The organism is Streptomyces sp. NPDC006294 (assembly GCF_042870895.1).
Lineage (GTDB): Bacteria > Actinomycetota > Actinomycetes > Streptomycetales > Streptomycetaceae > Streptomyces.
The window spans coordinates 362,926-384,133 of sequence record NZ_JBIAHV010000005.1 but is presented as its reverse complement, the minus strand read 5'-3'; the positions used below and the strand labels follow the sequence as shown (position 1 = coordinate 384,133).

At 72.5% G+C, this 21,208-nt stretch carries 18 protein-coding genes; 6 read left to right on the top strand and 12 right to left on the bottom strand.

The genetic code is table 11. The features are described 5' to 3' along the window. Window positions 1-246: 246 nt before the first annotated feature. The gene (locus ACFYOP_RS11535) at window positions 247-930 is read right to left on the bottom strand and encodes a response regulator transcription factor (protein WP_356892647.1); all 684 of its coding nucleotides are present in this window, start codon (window positions 928-930) and stop codon (window positions 247-249) included. Next, window positions 927-2,132, bottom strand: coding sequence for a histidine kinase (locus ACFYOP_RS11530; protein ID WP_356892649.1), 1,206 nt, complete (start codon window positions 2,130-2,132; stop codon window positions 927-929). The genes ACFYOP_RS11535 and ACFYOP_RS11530 overlap by 4 nt, the downstream gene beginning before the upstream one ends. Window positions 2,133-2,284: 152 nt before the next feature. Here ACFYOP_RS11530 and ACFYOP_RS11525 point away from each other — a divergent pair, with 152 nt between their 5' ends. Continuing rightward, window positions 2,285-2,860: a hypothetical protein gene (locus ACFYOP_RS11525; protein ID WP_356892651.1), complete on the top strand. Its 576-nt coding sequence runs from the start codon at window positions 2,285-2,287 to the stop codon at window positions 2,858-2,860. Here the strand turns inward: ACFYOP_RS11525 and ACFYOP_RS11520 are convergent. Beyond that, window positions 2,857-3,429 carry a cob(I)yrinic acid a,c-diamide adenosyltransferase gene (locus tag ACFYOP_RS11520; protein ID WP_356892653.1) on the bottom strand — a complete coding sequence of 191 codons (573 nt, stop codon included), beginning with the start codon at window positions 3,427-3,429 and terminating at the stop codon, window positions 2,857-2,859. The two genes, ACFYOP_RS11525 and ACFYOP_RS11520, sit on opposite strands and share 4 nt — an antisense overlap. Window positions 3,430-3,668: 239 nt before the next feature. On the opposite strand from ACFYOP_RS11520, the gene ACFYOP_RS11515 reads away from it, so the two are divergent. From ACFYOP_RS11515 to ACFYOP_RS11505, 3 genes are all read left to right on the top strand, one after another. Beyond that, window positions 3,669-4,517 carry a 3-hydroxyacyl-CoA dehydrogenase family protein gene (locus ACFYOP_RS11515; protein ID WP_356892655.1) on the top strand — a complete coding sequence of 283 codons (849 nt, stop codon included), beginning with the start codon at window positions 3,669-3,671 and terminating at the stop codon, window positions 4,515-4,517. A gap of 194 nt (window positions 4,518-4,711) precedes the next feature. Beyond that, window positions 4,712-5,035, top strand: a complete 324-nt coding sequence (locus ACFYOP_RS11510) for an STAS domain-containing protein (protein ID WP_018845393.1) — start codon at window positions 4,712-4,714, stop codon at window positions 5,033-5,035. Between the two features lie 370 nt (window positions 5,036-5,405). Next, window positions 5,406-7,793 (top strand): ATP-binding protein, encoded by a 2,388-nt coding sequence (locus tag ACFYOP_RS11505; protein WP_356892657.1) that lies wholly within the window; start codon window positions 5,406-5,408, stop codon window positions 7,791-7,793. Window positions 7,794-8,411: 618 nt separating this feature from the next. Here ACFYOP_RS11505 and nucS read toward each other — a convergent pair. Beyond that, window positions 8,412-9,074, bottom strand: a complete 663-nt coding sequence (gene nucS / locus ACFYOP_RS11500; protein WP_356892659.1) for an endonuclease NucS — start codon at window positions 9,072-9,074, stop codon at window positions 8,412-8,414. Between the two features lie 244 nt (window positions 9,075-9,318). Between nucS and ACFYOP_RS11495 the strand changes: the two genes are divergently transcribed. Further along, on the top strand, window positions 9,319-9,711 hold the full coding sequence (locus tag ACFYOP_RS11495) for an SCO5389 family protein (protein ID WP_100109179.1): 393 nt from the start codon (window positions 9,319-9,321) through the stop codon (window positions 9,709-9,711). A gap of 91 nt (window positions 9,712-9,802) precedes the next feature. On the opposite strand, the gene ACFYOP_RS11490 is transcribed toward ACFYOP_RS11495, so the two are convergent. Continuing rightward, complete coding sequence (locus ACFYOP_RS11490) at window positions 9,803-10,834, bottom strand: LLM class flavin-dependent oxidoreductase (RefSeq protein WP_356892662.1); 1,032 nt, start codon at window positions 10,832-10,834, stop codon at window positions 9,803-9,805. A gap of 212 nt (window positions 10,835-11,046) precedes the next feature. Between ACFYOP_RS11490 and ACFYOP_RS11485 the strand changes: the two genes are divergently transcribed. Next, window positions 11,047-11,376, top strand: coding sequence for an ATP/GTP-binding protein (locus tag ACFYOP_RS11485; RefSeq protein WP_356892664.1), 330 nt, complete (start codon window positions 11,047-11,049; stop codon window positions 11,374-11,376). Window positions 11,377-11,388: 12 nt separating this feature from the next. Here the strand turns inward: ACFYOP_RS11485 and ACFYOP_RS11480 are convergent, their stop codons facing one another. The 7 genes from ACFYOP_RS11480 to mce form a co-directional block, all read right to left on the bottom strand. Beyond that, complete coding sequence (locus tag ACFYOP_RS11480; protein ID WP_356892666.1) at window positions 11,389-12,216, bottom strand: ABC transporter permease; 828 nt, start codon at window positions 12,214-12,216, stop codon at window positions 11,389-11,391. Next, the gene (locus ACFYOP_RS11475) at window positions 12,213-13,349 is read right to left on the bottom strand and encodes an ABC transporter ATP-binding protein (RefSeq protein WP_356892668.1); all 1,137 of its coding nucleotides are present in this window, start codon (window positions 13,347-13,349) and stop codon (window positions 12,213-12,215) included. The genes ACFYOP_RS11480 and ACFYOP_RS11475 overlap by 4 nt, the downstream gene beginning before the upstream one ends. A gap of 177 nt (window positions 13,350-13,526) precedes the next feature. Further along, window positions 13,527-14,306: an ABC transporter permease gene (locus tag ACFYOP_RS11470; RefSeq protein WP_356892670.1), complete on the bottom strand. Its 780-nt coding sequence runs from the start codon at window positions 14,304-14,306 to the stop codon at window positions 13,527-13,529. A 3-nt stretch (window positions 14,307-14,309) separates the two neighbouring features. Then, window positions 14,310-15,317, bottom strand: a complete 1,008-nt coding sequence (locus ACFYOP_RS11465) for an ATP-binding cassette domain-containing protein (protein ID WP_356892672.1) — start codon at window positions 15,315-15,317, stop codon at window positions 14,310-14,312. A gap of 136 nt (window positions 15,318-15,453) precedes the next feature. Next, window positions 15,454-16,392, bottom strand: a complete 939-nt coding sequence (locus ACFYOP_RS11460; RefSeq protein ID WP_356892674.1) for a cellulose-binding protein — start codon at window positions 16,390-16,392, stop codon at window positions 15,454-15,456. A 113-nt stretch (window positions 16,393-16,505) separates the two neighbouring features. Next, a complete protein-coding gene (scy, locus tag ACFYOP_RS11455; RefSeq protein ID WP_356892676.1) occupies window positions 16,506-20,573 on the bottom strand; it encodes a polarized growth protein Scy in 4,068 nt (1,355 codons plus the stop codon). A 166-nt stretch (window positions 20,574-20,739) separates the two neighbouring features. Further along, on the bottom strand, window positions 20,740-21,168 hold the full coding sequence (gene mce / locus ACFYOP_RS11450; protein ID WP_356892678.1) for a methylmalonyl-CoA epimerase: 429 nt from the start codon (window positions 21,166-21,168) through the stop codon (window positions 20,740-20,742). Between the last annotated feature and the right edge of the window lie 40 nt (window positions 21,169-21,208).

Here is a 21,208-nt window from a genome sequence, read left to right as displayed (position 1 = left end):
AGGCAGGAGCAACGCGGTCAGGCCGGCGGTGGCCCTGGCTGTGAACCTCGGTCTCGTGCGGGGGGTTGGTGGCGCTTGAGTGCTCAAGGATGCTCCTCGAGTTGAGTGCGGACATGTCAGGGGTGGTCCATGCACTGGCGCACACCGCGTGGCTCGTCGAGGCATGCTGGGTGGAGATTAGGGTGGTCTGGACCAATCGTCAATAGGTCCAGACCAAAGGTGTCGCCCCTGCTGCCCGCTGGAGCGTCAGACGCCCAACTCCTGAGCCAGCACCGCCGCTTGCACTCTGCTGCGCAGCTCCAGCTTCCCCAGCAACCTGCTGACGTGCGTCTTCACCGTGGCCTCGGCCATCGACAGCCGCTCCGCGATCTCCGCGTTCGACAGTCCCTGGCCCAGGCACGACAGCACCTCGCGCTCCCGCCGCGTCAGCGCCTCCAGCACCGCGGGGTCCGCGGCGCCGGCCGACCGTACGGCCCGTGGCGCCGCGAACTCCGCGATCAGCCGCCGGGTCACAGCCGGGGCGATCAGCCCCTCACCGGCCGCCACCGTCCGCACTGCCCGCAGCAGATCACCCGCCTCGGTGTTCTTCAGCAGAAAGCCGGCCGCCCCCGCGCGCAGCGCCCCGAAGACGTACTCGTCCAGGTCGAAGGTGGTCAGCACCAGCACGTCGGCCAGCCCCTCCGCGACCACCTGGCGGGTCGCGGACACCCCGTCCAGCCGGGGCATCTGAACATCCATCAGCACCACGTCCGGGCGCAGTTCGCGGGCGAGGCGCACCGCCTCCTCGCCGTCCGCGGCCTCCCCGGCGACTGCGATGTCCGGCGCGCTCCCCAGGATCAGGACCAGTCCTGCCCGTACCGCGCCCTGGTCCTCCGCGACCAGCACCCGGATCGGCGGCGCGTCGCGCCCGGTGTCCGCTTCCGCCGTCATGCAGAGGGCTCCTCGTCGTTCACCACGGGCAGTACCGCCCGTACGCACCAGATCTTCTCCGGACCGCCGTCGGGGCCCGGGGCCGGGCCCGCCTCGAACGTCCCGTCCAGCAGCGCCACTCGCTCCTCCATGCCCACCAGTCCGGCGCCCGACCCCGGCGCGCGGGGCCCGGGGCGCCGCCCGAACGGGCTGGTCACCGTCACCCGCAGCGCACCGCCCGGCGGCCGGGAGACCTCGACGCGCACCTCGCCGGCCTCCGCGTGCTTGATCGCGTTGGTCAGCGACTCCTGGACGACGCGGTAGGCCGCGAGCTCCACGGGCGCCGGCAGCCGGGTGCCGCTCTCCCGGTCGTCGTGCAGGACGAAGCGCAGCCCGCTCTGCAGGCCGTTCGTCCGTGCCTGCTCCACCAGCGCGTCCAGGCCGGCCAGGGTGGGCGCGGCGGCAGGCTCCATGTCGCCGCTGCTGTCGCGCAGCAGTCCGATCAGCCGGCGCATCTCGGCGAGCCCCTCGACGCTGTTCTCCCGGATCACGGTCAGCGCCTGCCTGCTCGTCGCCCCGTCGTCCAGCGACAGCGCCGCCGTCGAGTGGATCGCGATCGCGGAGAGGTGGCCCGCGACCAGGTCGTGCAGCTCCCGGGCCATCCGGGCGCGCTCGGCCGCGATCGCCTGGGTACGGTCCATCTCCGCCAGCAGCGCGGTCTGCTCGGCCCGCAGCCGCGCCGCGTTCGCCGCCTCCCGGTGGTTGCGCACGATGGCGCCGGTGGTGGCGGGACCGAACGACACCATCGCGGTCACCAGGCCGACCAGCAGGGCGACGGGCTCCCGCAGCCAGGCCAGGAAGCCGATGGTCACCGCGATGGTGATCATCCCGGTGGTGACCGGGATCCGGCGGGCCGACGCGGGAGTGCCGTAGACGACCGCGGCGTACACGACGTCCGCGAACATCAGCAGGGTCACGATGCTGCCCGGCGTGAACGGGTCCAGCACGACCGCGGCGGTGCCGGCGGTCAGGGCCACGGCGGGCTTCGTCCGGCGCAGCAGCTCCAGCCCGGACATCACCGCCAGCGGAAGCAGCGCCACCCAGGCCGGCAGCGGGGCCAGGTGCCCGTTGGTGTGGAGCCCGAGCGCCCACAGCAGCAGGCCCCCGAGCAGGCCGGCGGCCGCGATGAGCACGTCGTCACGGTGGGGGCGGGGGAGCGTCACCCGACCATCAAACACGGCCCCGCCGCCCCGCCGCCTCGGCGTACGGGGTGAGCCCTCAGTACATCCAACGATGCAGTCGCACCTCGTCACCGCCGACGACGAATCCGCCCGCGCCTCACGACACGCTGGAACCGTACGAAGGGAGAGCTGACGTGATCGTCACGCTGATCGTGCTCTGCGAGATCGGCTTCTGGGTGCTGCTGGCCGCCGGCCTCGCCGTCCGCTACCTGCTGAAGATGCCCCGCACCGGCGCCGCGCTGCTGTTGTGCGAACCGCTGCTGGAGGTCCTGCTGCTGGTGGTCACGGCGATCGACCTGAAGAACGGCGCGGATCCGAGCTGGAAGCACGGCCTGGCCGCGCTGTACATCGGCTACACGGCCGGCCACGGCCACCGCACCGTCAAGTGGCTCGACGGCCACGCCGCCCATCGCCTCGCCGGCGGCCCGCCCCCGATGAAGCCGCCGCGCCACGGCATGGCCCGCGCCCGGCACGAGGGCAGGGTCTGGCTCGGCACGCTGGTGGCCGCGGCCGTCGCGACGGCTCTGCTGCAGATCGCGATCTGGTACGTGGGCGACGCGGGGCAGAGCCAGTCGCTGCGGGACTGGATGTACGGCGCGTGGCGCGTGGCCGGCATCCACGGCCTGATCGCGCTGACTTACGCGATCTGGCCGAAGAAGGCCCCGGCCCCCGCCGCCGAGCGCGAACCGGCCCGCGTCGAGCGTGGTTAGCGCTCCCCGCCGGGCACCCACAGCACGTCCCCGACCTCCTTGTTCGCCACCCTGGCCAGGATGAACAGGAGGTCGGAGAGGCGGTTGAGGTACGTCGCCGTCAGCGCGTTCATCGTTTCGCCGTGCACCTCCATGGCCGCCCACGTCGAGCGCTCCGCGCGCCGTACGACGGTGCACGCCTGGTGCAGCAGCGCGGCGCCCGGCGTGCCGCCCGGGAGGATGAAGCTGCGCAGCTTCTCCAGCTGCTCCAGGAAGTGGTCGCAGTCGGCCTCCAGCTTGTCGACGTAGCTCTGCTCGACCCGCAGCGGCGGGTACTCCGGGTTCTCCACGACCGGTGTGGACAGGTCCGCGCCCACGTCGAACAGGTCGTTCTGCACCCGGACGAGGACCTTCACGACCTCCTCGTCCAGCTTTCCCAGCGCGATGGCCGAGCCGATGACCGCGTTGGCCTCGTTGGCGTCGGCGTACGCGGAGATCCGCAGATCGGTCTTGGCGGTGCGGCTCATGTCGCCGAGGGCGGTGGTGCCCTGGTCGCCGGTACGGGTGTAGATACGCGTCAGATTGACCATGCCGCCAGCCTAGTTACGCCACGGCCCGGCGGCGGGCACGTGTGCCGGCCGTCACGGCGTGCGTCGCGGAACCGGCCGTCCCGGGGCCTTCGCGGCCCGTCCCGGTGTGATGTCCGCCATGTGGGACGTGACGCGCATCTCTTAGCGGTCACACGGGCGCCTCACGGACGCTAATCTCCGGCAGAGAGCGCACATGTAAACAGTCGTTAAGGCCCTCGGGGCCGTTAAGGAGTGCCGTAGTGGCCAGGAAGCTCGCCGTCATCGGTGCCGGACTCATGGGTTCCGGAATCGCGCAGGTCTCCGCCCAGGCGGGCTGGGACGTCGTACTGCGTGATGTGACCGACGAGGCTCTGACCCGCGGCAAGGACGGCATCAAGGCGTCCTACGACAGGTTCGTCTCCAAGGGGAGGCTCGAAGCCGCCGACGCCGAGGCGGCGTTGGCGCGCATCACCACCACGACCGACCTGGACGCCGTCGCCGACGCGGACATCGTCGTCGAGGCGGTCTTCGAGAAGCTCGAGGTCAAGCACGAGATCTTCCGCGCGCTCGACAAGCTGGTACGGGACGACGCCGTCCTCGCCTCCAACACCTCCGCCATCCCGATCACCAAGATCGCGGCCGTGACGGAGCGTCCGGAGCGCGTCGTCGGCGCCCACTTCTTCTCGCCCGTACCGATGATGCAGCTCTGCGAGCTGGTGCGCGGCTACAAGACGAGCGACGAAACCCTCGCCACCACGCGGGAGTTCGCCGAGTCGGTCGGCAAGACCTGCATCGTGGTCAACCGTGACGTCGCGGGCTTCGTCACCACCCGCCTCATCTCGGCGCTCGTCGTCGAGGCCGCGAAGCTGTACGAATCGGGCGTCGCGACCGCCGAGGACATCGACATCGCCTGCAAGCTGGGCTTCGGGCACGCCATGGGACCGCTCGCCACCGCCGACCTGACGGGCGTCGACATCCTGCTGCACGCCACGAGCAACATCTACACCGAGTCGCAGGACGAGAAGTTCGCGCCGCCGGAGCTGATGCGCCGGATGGTGGACGCCGGTGACATCGGGCGCAAGAGCGGGCAGGGCTTCTACAAGCACTGACGTCGCCACCGGCGTTATCAACCGGTTCGGTATCACCCGCCGGGGTGAATTCGGTATCGGTTCGCTTACAAGTAGCAACCCCTCCGCCTATGCGGCAGTCAGTTGTTGCAAGACGGAGAAGAGAAGAAGAACAGCCGGCCGCACAGTGGACACGGGTCGACACGGGGCACTGCGAGCAAACTCGGGGAGCGCATATGCACATCAGGGGCGACCATGCCGAGCTGGTCGTCGGGGGCCGCCTCGACGTCCGCAGCGCGGCGGACGCCCGTACGGTCCTGCACTCGGCCGTCGACGACGGCGCCGGCGACCTGGTGCTCGACCTGACCCACCTCGACTCCTGGGACGCCACCGGGCTCGGGGTCATCATGGGCGCGCACCGGCGGGCCGGCCGGTGCGGCCGCCGGCTGGTGCTGCGCGGGGTGCCGCCGCAGATGCAGCGGCTGCTCGTGGCCACCCGGCTGCACCGCATCCTCGCCATCGAGGGCGGCCTCGCGGCGGAGTCGCTGCCGCGGGTCTGACGCCGGCCGCCCGCTCCTGAGCGCGGCAACCGGCGGGGTGCGGATGCCGGGGTGCGGGCGGCGGCGGGTCGGATGAATCGGCCCGACAGGTGCGAGCGGGGCAGCAACCGGGCGAGCCGCGCAATCCTCCCGAGACCGTGACGTCAGGGACCGGGAAGCACCCCGAAGGTTTCGCGATCAGTGGCGAACGTCTAGGGTTCGATCGCCCGCCCTTTCGACACGCCCGTCGACACGCCCCTGAGGCGGGCTCCGGACCGAGGCGGCGAAGCGTGCGGGAAGGCCGGGAGGGCACCGCACGCGGCCTCGGCACCAGGAGCGCAGTGATCTTGGCGGCGGCAGGCCGAGCGAACCTTATCTGGGAGCTTTGACGATGGACAACGACAGCTTCGGCGAGGGCACCGGACCGGCACGGCCGCCACGCGACGCCATCACGCCCGCGCAGGCCACGTCCGCGCCCCGGCGCACCGTCCAACTCGTCTCCGGCGACTTCCTGCTCACCGTCAACCCCGTCGACGGCAGCGAGATCGAACCCTGCCCGCCCGGCGAACAGCCCGGCCGTCCCACCCGCCGCAGCGCCGCCGACCGCGCCGAACTCCTCCGCGCCGCGCAGCCGCCGGTGCCCCCCGGCCCGGCCGCGCCCAGGCCGCCGCTGCTGGAGCGCGACGAGGAGCGGGAACGGCTCGTACGGCTCCTCGGGCGCGGCCGCTCCGTCCGGCTCACCGGCCCGTCCGGCTCCGGCCGCACCGCACTGCTCGACGCCGTCGCCGCGGAGTGCGGCGACTTCGCGCCGGACGGCGTCGTACGCCTCAACGGCTGCCACCGCACCCCCGCCGAGCTGATCCAGGACCTGTTCGCGGTCGTCTACGACGCGCCCGGGCACCGCCCCGACCGGAACGCGCTCGCCGGTTTCGTACGCGACATCGGCGCCGTCGTCGTCCTCGACGACCTCGAGTTCGGCGGCGCGGGCCTCGACGAACTGCTCGTCGCCGCCCCGGAATGCGCCTTCCTCGTGGCCGCCACCCCGGACGTGCCCGCGCCGACCGCCGACTCCCACCTCGAAGAGGTCTTCCTCAGCGGCCTCGGCCGCGCCGCCGCGCTCGACCTGCTCCAGCAGACCGTGGACCGGCCGCTGACCGAGGACGAGTCCAACTGGGCGGGCGACCTCTGGTTCGAGTCGGAGGGCCTGCCGCTGCGGTTCATCCAGGCCGCCGCGCTGCTGCGCCAGTGCGACGAGCTGCGGGCGGACCCGGAGGCATTCGAGGAGTTCGCGCCGTTCGCGGCGGCCGGGGGCAAGGACGTACCCCTGCCGACGCTCGGCGAAGGGGCGGCGCCCGCCGCGCTGCTCGCCTCCCGGCTCAGCGACTCCGCCCGGCGGACCCTGCGCATCGCCGTCGCCCTCGGCGGCGAGATCCCGCACCAGGCGCATCTGCCGGCGCTCGTCGGCGACACCCACGCGGACGCCGCGCTCGGCGAACTGATGAACTGCGGACTGCTCTCCCCGGCCGGCCCGCGCTACCGGCTGGCAGCCGGCGTGATGGCCCAGCTCCGCGAGAAGGGCTACGACGAGGACACGGTGGGCCACGCCCACACCGCCGCCCAGCACTACGCCTGGTGGGCCGGACACCCCTCCGTCACGCCCGAGCGGGCCGTCGCCGAGGCGGACGCCGTCCTGGCCGCGCTCAGCGCGCTGGTGCCGGGCCGGGAGTCGGGCCACCCCAGCACGGCGGTGCTGCTCGCCCGCAGCGCCGCGCCCGCGTTCGCGGCCGGACGGCACTGGACCGGGTGGGAGCGCGCCCTGCGGGTGGGCTCCGAGGCCGCCCGGATCGCCGGAGAGGTCGCCGAAGAGGCGTACTTCCACCACGAGTTGGGCATCCTCGCGCTCTGCACCGGCAGTCTGGACCGGGCCCGTGCGGAACTCGAGACGTCGATAGGCATGCGCGGCGCGCTCGCCGACAAGAGCGGCACCGTCGCGGGGCGCCGGGCGCTCGCCCTCGTCGCCGACCGCGAGTCCGGGCCGGCGCCCGTGCCGCCCGTCGCGCTGGGCGACGGACCCGTCTCTCCCCCTCGGGGAGTGCCGGCGCTGCCGCTGACGCAGCGGCTGTCCGCGCCGGTCGAGGTGGTCTCCTCGGACGGTCCCGCGGAGCGGCCGGGGGAGCGGCGCATGGCCGCCCTGCTCGGCGGCGCCCGCCGCAACCTGGTCGCGGCGGGCGCGGGCACGCTGCTCGCGGCGGTCCTCGGCACGGTGGTCACGCTGGGCATGACCTCCGACCAGGAGGAGCCGCCCGGCGGGGTACGCAACGGCCAGAACGTGAACGAGGACGACGTCGACGTCGACGACGACTGGACCGCGGAGGAGCCCACGGCCGACCCGTCCGACGACCCGTCGGGGGACGAGGACGACCCGAAGAAGCCGACGGACTCCGCGACCCCGACCATCCGGCCGTCCACGACGGACCGCGCCCCGGCCCCGGGACAGAGCCCGTCCCCGAGCCCGACCCGCCCGGGAAGCCCGTCGGAGACGAAGTCTCCACCGAAGTCGACGACGAGCCCCAAGCCACCGACCAGCCCGAAGCCGCCGACGACCCCGCCTGCGGAGTCTCCGGACCCCACGCCCCCGGAGAGCCCGCAGCCGAGCGAAACGGCGACGGACGAGCCCCCGCCCGCGGAGAGCGACACGGCAGCGGCCCCCTCCGGCTCCACGGAGGCGTCCATGACCGGGAGCAGCACGCCGGAGTCCCCGCGCGCGTCGGTCATCTGATGCGCGGGGTCGCTGCGGCGGCTGGATCCCCCACCCCGCCCCTGCCCTGAGTCCTGCGGGACCGAGGGCTGCGCCCCTGACCCCGCAGCGGGCGGCTGCGTGCCGCGCCCGCCCAGGTCCTGCAGCGGTGCGGCCGCACTGCGCCGCGGACCCTGCGGCCCTGCCCCGTGTCCGTGGTCCGTACTCGCGGCGGGCAGCCGCGGTTCCGGGGCCCGGCCGCCGGCCGAAGGCGGGCCCCGGACCTTGCCGCTCCGGGCGTCGGCGGCGCCGCGCCCGGGCGCTTGGACAGCCCTGCTCACGTGGGTGATCCGAGCCTTCCACCGGGTCGGTGCTCCACCATCGGCGCGGGCGACCGCAGCGGACCGGCCGCGCCGGCGCTTTGAGAAGTGCCTCTGTCGTCGCGTGGCACAGCCGCCGGTGGGCCGACCCGAGCCGGCGGAGCCGTGGGCGTGGCCACCTCTCCCCACGACCCCAGTCGCGCGCGGCACCGCACCCGTGGACGGGACCGGCCCCGGGCCAGGGCAGGAGCCCTCGCCGCAGGCCGTCGCGAGGGCACGGCGGGCGCGACGCGGCCCCTGGGCCGGGCACAAGGCGCTCGCCCGGGCCGGCCCGGTGGCGTCAGAACAGACGGAGTTTGTCGTCCTCGATGCCGCGCATCGCGTCGTAGTCGAGGACCACGCAGCCGATGCCCCGGTCCGTCGCCAGGACGCGGGCCTGGGGTTTGATCTCCTGGGCCGCGAAGACGCCCTTCACCGGCGCCAGGTGGGGGTCGCGGTTGAGGAGGTCGAGGTAGCGGGTGAGCTGCTCGACGCCGTCGATCTCGCCGCGGCGCTTGATCTCGACCGCCACCGTCGCGCCGTCGGAGTCCCGGCAGAGGATGTCGACCGGGCCGATGGCCGTGGGGTACTCGCGGCGGATGAGGCTGTATCCCTCGCCAAGTGTCTCGATCCGGTCGGCGAGAAGCTCCTGGAGGTGCGCTTCCACGCCGTCCTTGATGAGTCCGGGATCGACGCCGAGCTCGTGGGACGAGTCGTGGAGGATTTCTTCCATCGTGATGATCAGTTTCTCGCCCGCTTTGTTCACCACGGTCCAGACGCTGTCGTCGCCCTCCTTCAAAGTGCAGGGAGGGGACATCCAGTTCAGCGGTTTGTATGCCCTGTCGTCGGCGTGGATCGAGACGCTGCCGTCCGCCTTGACCAGGATCAAACGAGGGGCGGAGGGCAGGTGGGCGGTGAGCCGGCCGGCGTAGTCCACGGAGCAGCGGGCGATGACGAGACGCATGGTCCGCAACGCTACTCGACTCACGCCACACCGCGCGATTCGCCCCGTAAGCGCCCCTCGTTATTTGGCCGGTTGTGTTCCCAATCTCCTGGTGCGCTCAAGTCGGCGCACTTACCGTGGAAGACGGGAGGTTGTCGGCCGTGCACTCTGCGTCGCCGTACAGCATTGGTATGCCGTCGTTCGGTCTGCTTCCTCCTTCCCTGCCCGTAAGGCCCCGTTTCGCGGGGCCGCGAGAGGAGAACCCATGTCGCTCGACGTCTCACCGGCGCTGTTGGAACAGGCCGAGCGAGGCGAGGTCGACGAAGCAGCTTTCGTCGACTGCGTCCGGACCTCCCTGCCCTACGCATGGGAGATGATCAGTTCTCTGGTGGCTCAGCTGAAGGTGGACGGCGGCGAGTTCGCCGACAACCAGACGCCTCCGCCGGACGAGCAGGCACGTGGTCAGCTGCTGCGCGCACTCGCGAGTGACGCCATTCGCGGAGCGCTTCAGCGGCACTTCGGAGTGCGTCTGGCATTCCAGAACTGCCACCGCGTCGCGGTGTTCCCGCTGGACTCCTCGGTCGACGAGCGGCTCGCCCGCTTCACCTCGATCCGGGGACAGTTGCTCAATCAGTCGCCCGAACTGCGCGACTGCTGAAGTCTTCTGCTGCCGCTCCGCACCGAGGGACCGTCGACCGGTGTCGGAGCGGCGGCACCTGACCTTCGACATGACGAGGCATCCAAGGGATTCAGCCGAGCAGCGGCAGTACCTCCGCGCCCAGCCGTCGTACGTTCTCCTCGGTGGCGGCGAGGTCGCCGGAGCCCTCGGCGAGCAGCGCGAAGCGGGTGATGCCGGTGCGCTCCGCGGTCGCCGCGAGGCGGTCCGCGGCCAGCCGCGGCGGCCCCACCGGATGCAGCGAGCAGAGCAGTTCCGTGTACGCGACGGGGTCGCGCATCGCGCGGTGCCGGCCGTCGACCGTCACATGCGCGTCCAGCCCCTGCTTCAGCCAGCCCGGCATCGCCTTGACGAGGGTCTCCGTGGCCTCGTCGGCGCGGTCGGCGATCTGGACGACGCCGGCCGACACATGGCCGGCCGCCCGGACCCGGTCGGGGCAGTGCCCCGCCGCGAGCGCCTGCCTGCGCCACAGGGCGATCATGTCCGCCTTGTCCTCGTCGCCGCAGTGCATGCCGAGAAGCATCGGCAGCCCGCGCTCCGCCGCCAGCCCGACGCTCTTCGGGGACGTGCACGCGACGACGACCTCGGGTCCGCCCGGCGGCCCGTCGATCAGCTCGTCGGGCCGGGGGACGACCGCGACCTCCCGGAAGGCGAACCGCTCGCCGTCCGCGCCGACCCGTGGCTCGCGCAGCCAGCGCAGCAGCAGGTCCAGGGATTCCGGGAAGCCCTTGTCGTAGGCCGCCGTCCCGGTGCCGAAGACCTCCAGATCGACCCACGGGCCGCCGCGCCCCACCCCGAGCACGAACCGTCCGCCGGAGGTGAGGTGGAGCAGCGCGGTCTGCTCGCCGAGCGCCACGGGGTGCGCGGTCGGCAGCACGCTCACCGCGGTGCCCACCTGGATTCGCCGGGTGCGGCCGAGCAGCAGCGCCGCGAGCGTCACCGCGGACGGGCACACCCCGTACGGTACGAAGTGGTGCTCTGCCAGCCACACCGCGTCCAGCCCCGCTTCCTCCGTCAGCTCGGCGGTGCGCACCGCTCGGTGCAGTGTCTCCCCCTGCCCCTGTCCCGGGAACTGTGCCGCCAGTACGAACGTTCCAACGCGCATCGCCTTCTGCCTCCTTGCGGCCGACGCGTCACTCCCCCACAGGCAACAACGCCTGACACGTGCCAAAGGCACGGCCGCTCGCGAAGTTCTTGCGATTTTCCGGTAACTGCTCCTGATGGGGCGGGCGGCTGCCCCCGCCGTGGGACGGCCACCGGTCCCCGGGACCGTACGCTTGACGGGCAACTGTCCCGTCCCGCCCCGTGAGGTGTCCCGTGTCCCCGCGCCGCAACCGCCCCCGAGGCGGCGAGAAGCCGACTCAGCGAGCAGGCGACACAGCCGACCGGTACGGCGGGTTCGGGAGCAGCGAGTCCTGGCAGGGCGAGGACTGGTCGGTGCGCCACGTCGCCGGGGCAAATGCCGCCGGCAAGAGATACCGGTGCCCTGGATGCGACCAGGAGATCCCCTCCGGCATGCCGCACGTGGTCGCCTGGCCCGACCACGGAGGGGTCGACGACCGGCGCCACTGGCACAAGGCGTGCTGGAACGCGAAGGACCGCCGCACCACGAAGGTGCAGCGGTCCCGGAACGCGCCGCGGTACTGAACCGCGCCGGGCTCACACGTCGCGGCTGCTCATCGTCGCGTACGCCCCGACGAGGGCCGTGAGCGAGACGCCGAGCATGATCCACACGGGCACCCAGCCGGTCGCACCGGATTCCCCGCCGGCCGCCGCCTCGCCGTAGATGCCGATGAGCTGGCTCGGGATCGCCCACTCGAGCAGGAAGTTCTGCACGTCCTCCAGGGACTGCGTGAACATGAACATGGCGGCCACCAGCGGCAGCAGCATCAGACCGATCATGGTGGTGATCGCACCCGCCGAGTGCCGCAGCATCGCGCCCACGGCCAGGGAGAGCAGCCCGAGCGAGGCGATGTAGAGGCCCACGCCGACGGTGGCGCGCAGCCACTCGGCGCCGGTCGGCTCCCCGGCGTCCACCATCGCGTTCTGCATGACGGCCGTCAGCCCGGCCGTCACCGTCGTGAGGGCGAAGACGAGCAGGAAGAACACCATCGCCTTGGCGGCCAGCACCCGGCCCCGGCTCGGGCAGGCCGTCAGCGTGGTGCGGATCATGCCGGTGCCGTACTCGGACGAGATGGTGAGCACGCCCAGGGTCATCACGCAGATGGAGCCGGGCAGTACGCCGAAGAAGCCCATGCCGAGCACGGACTCATCGCCCAGGTCCGCGGACTCCCCGGCCGCGGAGACCAGCGCGGCGACCGCGAGACCGATGCCGAGCACGAGCACGATCATCACGCTCAGCGTCCAGATCGTGGAGCGCACGGAACGGATCTTCGTCCACTCGGAGGCGAGCGCGTCACCGAGGTGGGCCCCGCGCACCGGGATCGGCGAGGCGTACGAACCGGGCTGCTGGTGCGGGGTGCTCATCGGGCGTCCTCGGGCTTGGTCAGGTCGGCGGGGGCGGCGGCCGGGGGAGCGGCGGGGGCGTCCGGAGCGGAGGGCGCCGCCGGCGCCGCGTACGGGTTCTGGCCGGGCTGGGGAGGCGGCGGGGCGTAGAAGCCCTGCTGCGGCACATCGGGGACGTGCGGCTGCGGCGGGACGTACCCCATCGGCGACTGCTGCATCAGGCCCGACTTCTCGTCCGCGGTGGAGCGGTAGTCCACCGCGCCCTGCGTCATCCGCATGTACGCCTCCTCCAGCGAGGCCTGGTGCGGCGAGAGCTCCCACAGCCGGACGTCCGCCTCGTGCGCCACGTCGCTGATGCGCGGCAGCGCCAGCCCGGTCACCCGCAGCGCGCCGTCGGGCTCGGACAGCACCTGGCCGCCCGCCTCGGTCAGCGCCGAGAGCAGTTTCTCGCGCTGCTGGGGCTCCGTCTGCGGCGTGCGCACCCGGGCGAAGTCCGCCGAGTTGTGCGAGATGAAGTCCTTCACGCTCATGTCGGCCATGAGCTGGCCGCGGCCGATCACGATCAGGTGGTCGGCGGTCAGCGCCATCTCGCTCATCAGGTGCGAGGAGACGAAGACCGTCCGGCCCTCGGAGGCCAGCCGCTTCATGAGGTTGCGGACCCACAGGATGCCCTCGGGGTCGAGGCCGTTGACCGGCTCGTCGAAGAGCAGCACCTTCGGGTCGCCCAGCAGTGCGGCGGCGATGCCGAGCCGCTGGCCCATGCCGAGCGAGAAGCCCTTGGACCGCTTGCGGGCGACGTCGTGCAGGCCGACCACGCCGAGCACCTCGTCGACCCGGCGCGCCGGGATGCCGGAGAGCTGCGCGAGCGACAGCAGATGGTTGCGGGCGCTGCGGCCGCCGTGCACGGCCTTGGCGTCGAGCAGGGCGCCGACCTGGCGGGGCGCGTTCGGCAGCTGCCGGAAGGGGCGGCCCTCGATCGTCACCTGCCCCGACGTCGGACGGTCCAGGCCGAGGATCATGCGCATCGTGGTGGACTTGCCGGCGCCGTTGGGGCCGAGGAAGCCGGTGACGGCCCCCGGCCGCACCTGGAAGGAAAGGTTGTACACGGCCGTCTTGGCGCCGTAGCGCTTCGTCAGGCCGACTGCCTCGATCATTCTGCAGCCCCATCGACTTTCGGGTCGTCGGGGCACAGGCAGTGCAGCCGTACGCCCCCGTAAGTGCTAGGAGGATAACCGGGGCACGGCGGTTTCGGCGAAGGCGTAACGATGGGGCCTCGGTCACCCCGGCCGGGAACCGGTCCGCCGGACGGGTCCGCACGTCGCGCGGGCGGCCTACGCGTCGCGCTTCTTCAGTACGAGGAAGCCGCCCGCCAGCGCCGCGACGACCCAGACGACCATGATGCCGAGGCCCGCCCATGGACCGTACGGCGACTCCCCGCTGTTCATCGCGTTCGGGACCACCTGCATGATCTTCGAGCCGGCCTGGTCGGGGAAGTAGCGCGCGACGTCCTTGGCGCCGGGCACCGCGGCGAGGATCTGCGAGACCAGGAAGAAGAACGGCATCAGGATGCCCAGCGACAGCATCGAACTGCGCAGCATCGTGGCGACGCCCATCGAGAAGAGCGCGATCAGGCCCATGTAGAGGCCGCCGCCGACGACGGCCCGCAGCACGTTCTCCTCGCCGATCGACGTGCGGTGCTCACCGAGCAGCGCCTGGCCGAGGAAGAAGGTGAGGAAGCTGGTCGCCATCCCCACCGCCAGCGCCAGCAGCCCCGCCACGGCGATCTTGCTGAAGATGAAGGCGGCGCGCTGCGGCACCGCGGCCAGCGAGGTGCGGATCATGCCGGAGCTGTACTCGGTGCCGACGACGAGCACCCCGAAGACGACCATCGCGAGCTGTCCGAGCACCATCCCGGAGAAGCTGACCAACGTCGGGTCGAAGGTCAGCCGCTCGGCCGGGGGCAGGTCATCGAACGTCGCGTTCATCAGCGCGCACAGGGCCGCGCTCATCGCGACCGTCACGGCGAGCGCGCTGATCAGCGTCCAGCGCGTCGACGCGACCGTACGGATCTTGGTCCACTCGGACCGCAGGACGGCGGGTGTCGAGGCCATCGGTCAGGCTCCCTTGTCGCGCGGGGCCCACTGGGGGGCGCCCTGGCCGGCGGGGTGGGCGGCGGCGTCCGGCGGTGGCACGTGCGCGGTGTCGAAGGCCTCGGGGCCGGAGTGCGCGTGGTACTCCACCGAGCCCGCCGTCATCTGCATGAACGCCTCCTCCAGCGAGGCCCGCTGGGCGCTGAGCTCATGCAGCACGATCCGGTGCTCGGCCGCCAGCTCGCCGAGTTGCTCCGTGCTCGCGCCGTCGATCTCCAGCGTGCCGCTGCCGGTCTCGACGGCCGTCATGCCGGCGGCGTGCAGCAGGTCCCGCAACTGTTCCTGCTGCGGCGAGCGCACCCGGACATAGCTGCGGGAGTTCTCGTGAATGAAATCGGCCATGGAGGTGTCGGCGAGCAGCTTGCCCTGCCCGATGACGATCAAGTGGTCCGCGGTCAGGGCCATTTCACTCATCAAGTGAGAGGAGACGAAGACCGTCCGGCCTTCCTGCGCGAGGGTTTTCATCAGATTGCGGATCCAGTGAATTCCCTCGGGGTCCAGGCCGTTGACCGGTTCGTCGAACATCAGGATCTCCGGATCGCCCAGCAGCGCGGAGGCGATTCCCAGCCGCTGGCCCATCCCCATCGAGAAACCCTTGGACTTCTTCCGCGCCACCGGCGTCAGCCCGACCAGGTCGAGCACCTCACCGACCCGGCGCTCCGGGATCCGGTTCGACTGCGCGAGGCAGAGCAGGTTGTTGTACGCGCTGCGGCCGCCGTGCATCGCCTTGGCGTCGAGCAGCGCGCCGATGTACTTCAGCGGCTCGTCCAGGTCCCGGTAGTGCTTCCCGTCGATCCGGACCCGTCCACCGGTGGGGTTGTCCAGGCCGAGCATCATGCGCATCGTGGTGGACTTGCCCGCGCCGTTGGGGCCGAGGAAGCCGGTCACCACGCCGGGGCGGACCTTGAACGAGAGATGGTCGACGGCGACCTTCGTACCGAAGCGTTTGGTGAGTCCCTCGAGCTCGATCATGCGTTCACGCTACGGGCGCCGCCGGGGCCGCGCCACCCTGTTCCCCCCAACTTGAGGGCCGGTTCCGCGCGGACGCACGGATGCCCGGCGCCGAAAGGCACCGGGCATCCGTGTGAGCGACACGAGCCGGAAGGCGTCAGCGCGTCTGCTGCGCCGGGACGCCGCGGGAGACGGGCTCCTCGTCGGCGGGCGTGCCCGCCGCGGCCACAGCGGCGCCCGTGAGCGTCGCCAGCATCTCGCGGACGTTGGTCAGCTGGGCGTTGATGGAGTCGCGGCGGTTGGTCAGCGCCGCCAGCTCGCGCTCCGATTCGCTGCGGATCCGGTCGGCCTTGGCGTTCGCGTCGGCCACGATGTCCTCGGCCTGGCGCTGCGCCGTCTCCACCGTCTGACGGGCGCGGCGCTCCGCGTCCGTACGCAGCTTCTCCGCCTCGAGGCGCAGCTGCTCGGCACGGTGCTCGATCTCGGCCAGGCGCTTCTCGGCCTTGGCCTGACGCGACGCCAGGTCGCGCTCCGACTGCTCGCGGCGCTTGGCGAGGTTCGTCTCGAAGTCCGCGGCGGCCTGGGCGGCCTTGGCGCGGGTCTCCTCGAAGAGCGCGTCGGCCTCCTCGCGCTTGGACTGCGCGTCCTTCTGCGCCTCGCTGCGCAGCGTCTGCGCCTCGCCCTTGGCCTTGTCGACGATGCGGACGCCCTCGTCCTCGGCCTTGGCCTTGCGCTCGGAGGCGAACGACTCGGCGTCGTTGCGCACCTGCTGGGCGGCGGACTCTGCGAGCTCACGGTGCTGGTCGGCGGCGCGACGGGCCTCCTCGCGCAGGTCCTTCGCCTCCTCCTCCGCGAGACGGAGGATTTTCTCGACACGCGCACCGAGACCGGCGTACGACGGCTCGGCGTCGCTGACCTGGGCCTGGGCGTTCTGCGTCTCGAGGTGGAGCTCCTCGATGCGCTTTTCCAGAGAGGTGATTCGGGCCAGAGCACTATCACGGTCGGCGACGAGTTTGGTAATGCGGTCGTCCACCTGACCGCGGTCGTAACCACGCCGCACGAGCTCGAAGCCGAAGGGGGAGGAAGTGTCGCTCATGGGGTTCCTGTCAATGAGACCGGTGAGGTGTTAGAGGGAATCCTAGGGGTCGAAGCGGCGTGTCATCGAGCGGATGCCGGTTTGATCTGGAGAATGTCCAGCCTTTTGAGTGGCTAGCCGTCGGATGACTTGCCACTCGAACGTGTACCCCCTGCTGACGCACCGGCCTTGACGCCGGTGGAGCCGCCGGCCGGCGTCTTGCCGCCCGACGGGGCCTCGAAGGACTCCAGCGCCTCCAGGACGTCCTGGACCCGCGAGATCTCCGTCTGGATGTCCTCGCGCCTGCGCACCAGCACGTCCAGCTCCCGCTTGCCCTCCTCGACGGTGCGCACCGCCTCGCGGTCGGCCTCCGCCTTGGCGCGCTCGCCCTCGCGGATCAGCTCGGCCTTCTTCTGCTCGGCCTCCTTGAGGAGCCCCTCCGCCTTCTTCACGGCGGCGATCCGCACCTTGCTCGCCTCCGAATTGGCGTCGGCCAGCAGGTCCTTGGCCTTCGCCTCGGCCTCCGCGCGCTGCTCCTCGGCCGCCTTGACCAGATTGTCGACGCGCTCGCCGGCGGTCTTCAACTGCTCCGAGGTCTCCCGGCGGGCACGCTCGTGCAGCTCCTCGACCTCGCTCTCCACACGGGCCCGCAGCTCCTCGCCGCGCTCCCTTATGGCCGTCGCGTCACGCCGGGCGCCCACGAGCAGCTCGTCGGCGTCCGTACGGGCCTTCTCCACCAAGGAGTTGCCCTCGACCGTCGCCTCCGCGACCAGCCGCTCCGCCTCCTTGCGGGCCGCGCCGACCATCGTGTCGGCCTGCTCCTCGGCCTCGGTGGCGGCGCGCAGCGCCTCCTCCTGGGCCTTGGCGATGAGCTGGTCGGCCTGCTCCGCCGCGTCCGCACGGCGCTTGGCGGCCGCCTCCCGCGCCTCGTCGAGCAGCCGGTCCGCCTCCGCGCGGGCCTCGGCGCGCAGCCGCTCGACCGCCGCCTCCGTCTCGGCCCGGTGCCGCTCGGCCTCGGCCCGGATGCGCTCCGCCGCCTGCTGCGCGGATCCCACCGTCTCCGCGGCCTCGGCCCGCAGCCGCTCCGCGTCGCTGTTCGCCTCCGCCCGCAGCCGCTCCGCGTCGCTCGTGGCGTCCGCCAGTAGCCGCTTCGTCTCCGCGGCGGTCTCCGACGTGATCCGCTCCGCCTCGCCGCGCGCCTCGCCGATGAGCTGGTCGGCCTGCTCGGCCGCGTCGGCACGCCGCTTGTCCGCCGCCTGCCGCGCCTCGTCGAGCACCTGCTCGCGGTCGGCCCGCACGGCCGCCCGGAGCTCCTCGATCTCGGCCTCGCCGTCCGCCTTGATCTGCTCGGCCTCGGTGAGCAGCCGGGTCGCCTCGGCGTCGGCCGACGCACGCAGCTCCGCCGCCTCCGAACGCAGCCGCTCGCTCTCGCTCGTGGCCTCGTTGATCAGCAGGTCCGCCTGCGACGCGGCCTCCGAACGGATCCGGTTGGCGTCCTCCCGGGCCTGGGCCCGGGTCCGTGCCGCGTCCTGCTCGGCGGACGCCGCGGCGTCCGCCGCCTCGGTCCGCATCCGCTGCGCGTACTCGGCGGTCTCCGCACGCAGCCGGTCCGCCTCGGTGATGGCCTCCGTGACGGTCCGCTCGGCGAGCGCCTGCGCGGCGTCCGTCTCCTCCTGGGCGCGGGACCGCAGCCGGCCGGCGTCCTCCGCGGCGCGCTCCCGCTCCGCGTACGCGTCGGCGCGGACCCGGTCGGCCTCCTCCTGCGCCTCTGTCCTGGTGCGCTCCGCCGAGTGCTCGGCGGCGCTGCGCAGCCCGGCGATCTCGAGCTCGGCCTGCTCCTGCAGCCCGGCGACGGAGTCCCGCACCTGCTGGGCCGTCTGCTCGGCCGACGACACCATGTCGGTGGCACGCCGGTCGGCCTCCTCGACCAGCCGCTGCGCCTCGGTCTGCGCCTCCTCGACCCGGTTGCGGGCGGACGCGAGGAGCTCCTCGCTCTGCTCGCGGGCCCGTTCGCGCTCCTGGCCGGCCTCCGCGCGCGCCGAATCGAGGGTCTCCTCGGCCTCCCGGCGGCGGCGGGCAGCCTCTTCCTGCGCGGCCGCCAGCGCCTCCGCGGCCTCCGTGCCGACCCGCTCGGCGGCGGCCGCCGCCTCGGCCCGTACCCGGTCCGCGGTCTCCTGGGCCTCCGTCTTGAGCCGCTCGGCCTCCGCGGCGGCGTCGCTGTGCAGCCGTACGGCGACGGCCTCGGCCTCGGCGCGGGCCGCGGACGCGTCGGACGCGGCCTCGGTCCGCAGCCGCTCCGCCTCCTGCTCGGCCTGCTCCTGGAGCGCGCGCAGCCGCTCGCCGGCCTCGGCGCGCAGCCGCTCGGTCTCCTCCGCCGCCTCACGGCGGATCCGCTCGCCCTCGCCGCGGGCCTCGGCCAGCCGCTCCTCCGCGGCGGCGAGCCGTGCCTCCGCCTCGGTGTGCAGCCGGGTCAGTTCCTCGGCCGCCTCCGCCTGGCGGGCCGCTATGCCGCGCTCGGTCTCCTCGCGCAGTTCGGCCGCGGCCGTCTCCGCGGCCGTGCGCACGCCGTCGGCCTGCTCCTCGGCCTCCGCGCGCAGCCGGTCGGCCTCCGCGCGGGTGCGCTCCAGCGTCTCCTCGGCCTGCTTGCGCAGGGTCGTGGCGCGCTCGATGGCCTCCGTACGGACCTTCTCGCTGTCGGCCCCGGCCTTGGAGCGCAGTTCGTCGGCGTCGGTACGCGCCTTGGTCAGCAGCTCCTCCGCGGTGCTCGCTGCCTCCTCGATCTGCTGGACGGCCTCCCGGCGGGCCTCGCCGCGGATCCGCTCGCCCTCGGCGACGGCCTCCGCGCGCAGCTGCTCGGCCTCCCCGCGCAGCCGGCGGGCCTCCTCCTGGAGCTCGACCGTCTTGGCGCGGTACTCCTTGGTGTCGTCCTTGGCGGCGCCCTTGAGCTGGTCGGCCTGTTCCGCGGCCTCGCCGCGCAGCCGGTCCGCCTCCGCCTCGGCCTCGCGCCGGATGCGCTCGGCCTCCTCGCTCGCCGCGCGGGTGGTGGCCCTGGCGTCCTCGGACGCCTTGGTCAGCACCTCCTCCGCGGTGCGGGCGGCCTTCGCGAGCGCCGCGGCGGAGTCCTCCGCGACGGCGGCCCTGGCCTTCTCGGTGGCCGCCTCGACCATCTTCTCGGCCTCGGCGCGGGCGTCGGCGAGCGCCTGCTCCGCCTCGGCCTTGAGGGTCTCGGACTCCTTGGTCGCCTCTTCGACGAGCCGTGCGATCTGCGCCTTGGCCGTACGGGTGCGCTGCTCGTTGACCGACTCGGCCGACGAAAGCTGCTTGGCCGCCGACTCCTTGGCCTCGTTGAGGAGCTTGTCCGACTCGGCGCGCGCCTCGCGCAGCTTCTCCTCGGCCTCCTGCATCCGCTGCTCGGCCGCGCGGCTGAGCTCCGCGGCGTGCTGGCGGGCCTGGTCGGACTCGGCGGTGGTCGACGAACGCAGCTGCTCGGCGTGGGTGGTGGCCTCCTGCGCCTGGCTGGACGCGGCGTTCAGCAGCCGCTCCGCGTCCTTGCGGGCGCGCAGCAGGATCGCCTCCGCCTCGGCGCGGGCGGTCTCCGCCTCCGAGCCGAGCCGCCGGCGGGCCTCCTCGGCGATACGGGCGGCCTCCGCGCGGGCGGCGGCGAGCGACTGCTCGGCCTCCGCGCGGGACTCCTCCAGCAGCCGGTGGGCCTGCGACTCGCTGCGCGCGCGCAACTGCTCGGCCCAGGCGACGTTCTCGTTGACGTGCGACTCGACGGTCTGGCGCCGTTCGGCCAGCTCCTGGTCGAGACGCTGCCTGCGCTGCACCGCCTCGGCGTGCAGCTCGGCCTGGAGCCTGGCCTGGTGCTCGGCGTGCTCCTGCAGGATCCGCTGGGTCTGCGCCCGCACCTCGCGCAGCTCACGCTCGGCGTCCTGGCGGAGCTGGTCGGCCTGGATCTGGGCGTTCCGCAGCAACTGCTCGGCCTGGTAACCGATGTCGGCGCTGTCGTAGGCCGGACGGGAGGCGAGATTGCGCCGTGCCTCATGGAGTTTGGCGCGCAAGACCTCGACCTGGTAACCGAGGTCCTCGGCATGCTGGACGGCCTTCTCCCGCTCGGTCTTCAGCCGGTCCATCTCGGCTTCGAACCGCGAGAGGTGGTCGTCGTCAGCTCGGTGGCTCTCCTGGCGTTCGTAGCCCCGCACTGCGCGGTCCCATCCGTCCCCTGGTCGCAACTGTCTCCAAGCGAGCACCGTTCGCCGGCGAACGGCCCCCCGGGGAATGGTGACAGATCAACGACGGAGACGCGGCACGGCCCCGACCCGGCCCCGGCCCGGAACGGCCTACTCTACCGGGCCGGGAATCCTCAGGTCAGTGCTCCGTTGCAGACGTGACGAGTTCGGTGAGAACGCCGTGGCAGTCCTTGGGGTGGAGGAAGGTGATCCGGGACCCCATGGAGCCGGTCCGCGGCTCGTCGTACAGCACCCGTACGCCCTTGCCGCGGATGTCCTGCGCGTCCCCGTCCACGTCGGCCGTGCCGAAGGCGATGTGGTGGACGCCCTCGCCGTTCTTGGCCAGCCACTTGCCGACCGCGGAGTCCTCGCGGGTGGGCTCGAGCAGCTGGAGGTAGGAGGCGCCGCCGTCGGACGTCTCGTTGATCTTGAGCATGGCCTCCCGCACGCCCTGCTCCTCGTTGATCTCCGAGTGGAACACCTCGAAGCCGTATGTGGCCCGGTAGAACTCGACGGTCCTGTCGAGGTCGAAGCAGGCGATCCCGATGTGGTCGATTCGCGTCAGCATCCGACCAGTGCAGCGCCACCGGGGGTGGTTACGCAACGTG

What these genes read in the sequence shown, in the direction of transcription:
- ACFYOP_RS11480 (WP_356892666.1), bottom strand. Translation starts at nt 12,216, where the DNA reads ATGAGCACCCCGCACCAGCAGCCCGGTTCGTACGCCTCGCCGATCCCG.
- mce (WP_356892678.1), bottom strand. Translation starts at nt 21,168, where the DNA reads ATGCTGACGCGAATCGACCACATCGGGATCGCCTGCTTCGACCTCGAC.
- ACFYOP_RS11490 (WP_356892662.1), bottom strand. Translation starts at nt 10,834, where the DNA reads ATGCGCGTTGGAACGTTCGTACTGGCGGCACAGTTCCCGGGACAGGGG.
- ACFYOP_RS11535 (WP_356892647.1), bottom strand. Translation starts at nt 930, where the DNA reads ATGACGGCGGAAGCGGACACCGGGCGCGACGCGCCGCCGATCCGGGTG.
- ACFYOP_RS11465 (WP_356892672.1), bottom strand. Translation starts at nt 15,317, where the DNA reads ATGATCGAGCTCGAGGGACTCACCAAACGCTTCGGTACGAAGGTCGCC.
- ACFYOP_RS11475 (WP_356892668.1), bottom strand. Translation starts at nt 13,349, where the DNA reads ATGATCGAGGCAGTCGGCCTGACGAAGCGCTACGGCGCCAAGACGGCC.
- ACFYOP_RS11460 (WP_356892674.1), bottom strand. Translation starts at nt 16,392, where the DNA reads ATGAGCGACACTTCCTCCCCCTTCGGCTTCGAGCTCGTGCGGCGTGGT.
- ACFYOP_RS11510 (WP_018845393.1), top strand. Translation starts at nt 4,712, where the DNA reads ATGCACATCAGGGGCGACCATGCCGAGCTGGTCGTCGGGGGCCGCCTC.
- ACFYOP_RS11505 (WP_356892657.1), top strand. Translation starts at nt 5,406, where the DNA reads ATGGACAACGACAGCTTCGGCGAGGGCACCGGACCGGCACGGCCGCCA.
- nucS (WP_356892659.1), bottom strand. Translation starts at nt 9,074, where the DNA reads ATGCGTCTCGTCATCGCCCGCTGCTCCGTGGACTACGCCGGCCGGCTC.
- ACFYOP_RS11520 (WP_356892653.1), bottom strand. Translation starts at nt 3,429, where the DNA reads ATGGTCAATCTGACGCGTATCTACACCCGTACCGGCGACCAGGGCACC.
- ACFYOP_RS11470 (WP_356892670.1), bottom strand. Translation starts at nt 14,306, where the DNA reads ATGGCCTCGACACCCGCCGTCCTGCGGTCCGAGTGGACCAAGATCCGT.
- ACFYOP_RS11495 (WP_100109179.1), top strand. Translation starts at nt 9,319, where the DNA reads ATGTCGCTCGACGTCTCACCGGCGCTGTTGGAACAGGCCGAGCGAGGC.